General features: G+C 66.7%; 3 protein-coding genes. All 3 read right to left on the bottom strand.

Annotation, left to right across the window (positions count from 1 at the left end; translation table 11 throughout):
- Positions 1–207: 207 nt before the first annotated feature.
- Entirely contained in the window at positions 208–1,200 is a 993-nt protein-coding gene (locus ACFWY9_RS29965; protein ID WP_378340443.1) for an NAD(P)/FAD-dependent oxidoreductase, read from the bottom strand.
- Positions 1,184–1,606, bottom strand: coding sequence for a cupin domain-containing protein (locus ACFWY9_RS29960; RefSeq protein WP_378331813.1), 423 nt, complete (start codon positions 1,604–1,606; stop codon positions 1,184–1,186). The genes ACFWY9_RS29965 and ACFWY9_RS29960 overlap by 17 nt, the downstream gene beginning before the upstream one ends.
- A 134-nt stretch (positions 1,607–1,740) precedes the next feature.
- Positions 1,741–2,358, bottom strand: a complete 618-nt coding sequence (locus ACFWY9_RS29955; protein ID WP_378331814.1) for a flavoprotein — start codon at positions 2,356–2,358, stop codon at positions 1,741–1,743.
- Positions 2,359–2,496: the final 138 nt, after the last annotated feature.

Genomic DNA, 2,496 nt, shown 5'->3' with positions numbered 1-2,496 from the left:
AGGTAGCCCGGCTACCCGCGCTTGCCGAAACTTTGGTCCAGTTTGGAGACTCGCGCGGTATCGGCCATTTTGGGGGCCTCAGACCCCCCCTTGTTGGCCTTACCGGCATCGCGGCACGCCGAGAATGTCACATTGTGTGCCGTGGGGGCCTCAAAGACCCCTGCACGGCAGCACAATCCATAACGGACGACACCACAAGCCCCGGTGTCAGGCGGCGCCGACGTCCGACCGCGGAGCCGTGTCGGTGGCGACCAGGTTCTTGTCGGCCGCGATCGCGGCGAGCGTGCCGCTGGCCGTCGCCAACGCGACGAAGGGCATCGGCATCGGCATGCTCTCCCGATGTGCCATGTCACCCGCTGCGTACACCCCCGGGACACTGGTCAGCTGGAAGTCGTCGACTTCCACGCACCCGTCCGGCAGCAGGCGGCAGCCCAGCTTTTCGGGCAACTCGGAGCGCTGCCCGAACTGCCCGACGGCGAAGAGCGCGGTCCGGGGGAGTGGCTCGCCCGACTCGAAGTCGATACGCTCCAGCCCCTTTTCACCGGACACCAGCCGGACGATCTTTTCGCCGCGGACCGGTATCCCGCTGTCCGCCAGCCGGCCCAGCGCCGTCGCGTCGATCTCGTCGAGGCGGCCGTCGGCACACAGGACGACGTCGGCGCTGAACCTCCGCAGGTGCAGCGCGAGGTCGACCATGATGCCGTCGGTGTACAGCACGGCGATCGGGTTGTCGCGGGCCGCCTCGTAGCCGTGGCAGTACGGGCAGTGGTAGATACCGCGTCCCCACGCCTGCTCGAAGCCCTCGATCGGCGGCAGTTCGTCCGCCAGGCCCGTGGCGAACACCAGGCGCCGTGTCCGGACGGCCGAGCCGTCCCCCAGCGTCAGCTCGAAACCTTCGCCGTCCGCCAGGGGTTTGGCGTCGTCGACGGTCGCGTTCCGGATTTCGACGGTGGGATACTGCTTGAGTTCCGAGTGGACGATCGCGCGGAACTCACTCGGCGGCGTGCCGTCCCGGGTGACGAAGTTGTGCATGTTCTCGGCGCGTGCGTTGCGGTATTCGCCGGAATCGAGCAGGAGGGCAGGCCGGATCGCGCGGCCGAGGGTGAGGGCGGCGGCGAGACCGGCCGGTCCGCCGCCGATGACGATCACGTCGAACACGGGGAACTCCTCGAGGTCGGCCGGACTAGTTCGTGTCGTCATTTCCCGCCTGCCGCTGAGTGCGCACCACGTGCAAGCCCTCCGCTTCGGCGTTCTTGGCCACCGCCCGCCCGGTCTTGCGCAGTTCCTCCTCCGGGCTGAACATGATGACCTCGGTGCCCGCCTGGTGCTTCAGCGGGGCGTGCCCGGCCGGCGTGTAGAAAGCGTCGCCGGTTTCGTAGACCTCGTCCCGGTCGGCCAGGCGGACGGTCATGCGGCCCTTGATGACGTATCCCCAGTGCGGGCACTGGCATTGATCCTGCGGCAGGCCCTTGAGCAGCGGGGTCGCGTCGATGTCCTCGTCGAAGATGGTGAAGTTGGCGGAGTAGCCGTCGAGGACCTCGTACCGGTCCCGGACCGGGCCGAGTTCCTCGACCTGGGTGGCGCTGTCCCACGAAACTTTCGGCATCGTTGTGGCTCCTTCGTTCGGTCGGGCGTCATCAGCCGGATACCTGAACGGTAGGCGCCGCGAGGCGAGGTGCTCATCTCCAACGTTGCTGATTTCGTGCCGGTAAGGATTGCCGGGTAGCAGGATAGGACGGATCAGGCACTCGTGGGGAGCTGGAGCATCCTGAGCTTGTGCTCGGCGACGGCGGCGAGCACGTTGCCGGGGATCCGCCCGACGCCGGATCCCATGGTTCGGCTGGCGCGCGAGGCATTGGGGCCGGCTTCCAGGATGTGGTGCCCGTCGGCGAGAAGAGTGTCCGCGGTCCGGCGTACTCCGGGACTGGACCACATCTTCGCGTTCATACACGGCTGGAAATAGACACCGGGACCATGGGCGCACACCAAGGCCGCCACGAGCGTGTCGGCTACACCGGTAGCGGCCTTGGCCAAGGTCGTCGCGGTGGTGGGCGCGATCACCAGGGTGTCGGCTCGTTGCAGGAGGGTCACGTGCAGGGGGTTGTCGACCCAGTCCTCGTCGGTGTAGACCGGTACCGAAAGATCGGCGAGGAACAACTCGGCCGCGGTCGGCGTGGCGACCACGGTGATGTCGTCGGCGTAACTCGCGGCCTCCTCGACCAGTTCCCCGGTCGAAGAAGCACAGCTGGAGCCACATACGCCGATCACCAACGAGCCCAATGGCCTTCCGGTGATGGTGTCCCCGGACGACGTTCGCACCTGTGTCTCCGGCTCGCTGTTGGCGGAACTCTGTGTCATCCGTCATTTCCTTTAGTGTGAGTTATCATCCAATAAATTGGGGTGGTGGGGGGGGGGGAAGCGGCAAACACCCCCCGACGCGTGGGCGCTGGGGCAGTAAATCTAACACTGACACACCCGCTCTCTCACCCGCTCTCA

The sequence above is a fragment of the Amycolatopsis sp. NPDC059027 genome (assembly GCF_042739735.1).
Classification (GTDB): domain Bacteria; phylum Actinomycetota; class Actinomycetes; order Mycobacteriales; family Pseudonocardiaceae; genus Amycolatopsis.
Note: the sequence above shows the minus strand (reverse complement) of the source record. Positions and strands in the feature narration are given on the sequence as shown.

Bases quoted from the DNA above. Each gene is read 5' to 3' on its own strand.
- ACFWY9_RS29965 (WP_378340443.1), bottom strand. From the start codon at position 1,200: ATGACGACACGAACTAGTCCGGCCGACCTCGAGGAGTTCCCCGTGTTC.
- ACFWY9_RS29960 (WP_378331813.1), bottom strand. From the start codon at position 1,606: ATGCCGAAAGTTTCGTGGGACAGCGCCACCCAGGTCGAGGAACTCGGC.
- ACFWY9_RS29955 (WP_378331814.1), bottom strand. From the start codon at position 2,358: ATGACACAGAGTTCCGCCAACAGCGAGCCGGAGACACAGGTGCGAACG.